Origin of the sequence: Propioniciclava tarda, assembly GCF_900182665.1 — a bacterium.
In the GTDB taxonomy this organism is placed as follows: Bacteria; Actinomycetota; Actinomycetes; order Propionibacteriales; family Propionibacteriaceae; genus Propioniciclava; species Propioniciclava tarda.
This window is the reverse complement of the sequence record NZ_FXTL01000036.1, coordinates 1-1,471: the sequence shown is the minus strand read 5'-3', so window position 1 is coordinate 1,471 and position 1,471 is coordinate 1. Positions and strand designations below refer to the sequence as shown.

General features: G+C 63.7%; 1 protein-coding gene. It reads right to left on the bottom strand.

Features of this window, described 5'->3' with window-relative positions; translation table 11 throughout:
- Positions 1-48: 48 nt before the first annotated feature.
- The gene (locus FN821_RS14040) at positions 49-1,425 is read right to left on the bottom strand and encodes an IS256 family transposase (RefSeq protein WP_131173179.1); all 1,377 of its coding nucleotides are present in this window, start codon (positions 1,423-1,425) and stop codon (positions 49-51) included.
- Positions 1,426-1,471 lie beyond the last annotated feature (46 nt).

The following is a 1,471-nucleotide window of genomic DNA, read 5'->3' as shown; positions in this document are numbered from 1 at the left end:
GAGCTTGTCAAGATTTCTGTGTAAGCGGCTTGTCCGATTTTGTTCGATTTATAGGTGTTTGTTGATGCGCTCGGGGTAGACGAGCGCGAGTTGGGCCAGTGCTTGTTTCCAGTTCGTGACGACTTGGCCCTCGACGAGCCGTCCCGATGCTTTGCGCTGTCCCGGGGGCAGGCCCTTCTCCTTGGCGCGGTCCCGGGCCCGCTTGTCCTCGATGTTGCAGATCGCCAGCCACAACAGCTTCACGACCGCCTGATCGTTCGGGAAGTGACCCCGGTTCTTCGACACCTTGCGGAGCTGGTAGTTCAACGATTCGATGCTGTTGGTGGTGTAGATCACCCGACGCAGCTCGGGCGGAAACTGCAGGAACGGGATGAACCGTTCCCACGCCGCGGTCCAGGTCGCGACCGTGTGCGGGTACTTCTTGCCCCACTTGGAATCGGCGAACGCGTCCAGCTCGCTGCGGGCCGCGGACGCATCCGACGCCGTGTAGATCGGCTTCAACGCTGCCGCGACGGCCTTGCGGTCTTGGTAGCCGACGAACCGCATCGACGCCCTGATCAGATGCACCGTGCACGTCTGCACGGTCGCTTGCGCCCAGGTGGCCTCGATCGCCTCCGGCAGGCCGGTGAGGCCGTCACAGCAGACGATGAGTACGTCGCGGATGCCGCGGTTGGCAAGCTCGGCGCACACCCCGGCCCAGAACTTTGCACCCTCGCTGGTTTGGATCCAGATACCAAGGACGTGCTTGACGCCGTCCAGATCGACCCCGATCGCGATGTGCGCCGACCGGTTGTTCACATGCGCGCCGTCGCGGACCTTGACCACGATCGCGTCCAGGTAGATCACCGGATACAACGCATCCAGAGGGCGTTGCTGCCATTTCACGACCTCGTCGCACACCGAATCGGTGATCTTGCTGATCGTCTCGTACGACAACTCAGCGCCCAGCGTCGAGGCCAGGAAGTGCTCGATATCGCGGACCGTCATCCCGCCGGCGTACAACGAGATGATCATCTCATCGACCCCACCGAGGCGGCGCGAGCCCTTCGGCACCAGTTGCGGGCAGAACGTGCCCAGCCGGTCCCGAGGCACGTCCAAATCGATATCGCCGACCTGGGCCAGCACCGTTTTCGGCGTCGTGCCGTTCCGCGAGTTACCGAAGAACGCCGCGTTGGGGTCGCCCTTCTCATAGCCGACATGCGAGGTCAGCTCGGCCTGCAGGCCACGCTCGACCGCGGCCTTGATCAACCCGGGTATGAACCCGCCATCCCCGGTCAACTCGATCGCGCCAGCGTCGATCTTGGCGAACAGATCGTCCAGCGCCCCCGACCCGGCCAACTCCGCCGCCGCCCGAGCACCAGGCGCCTCCGCCCGCTCCGCCCGACGAGCCGCCACGCCCTTCTTCTCATCTGTCACAACGGTCATCATGAATCCTTCCTCCAGACTCACCGCTTACACAGACGATCTGACA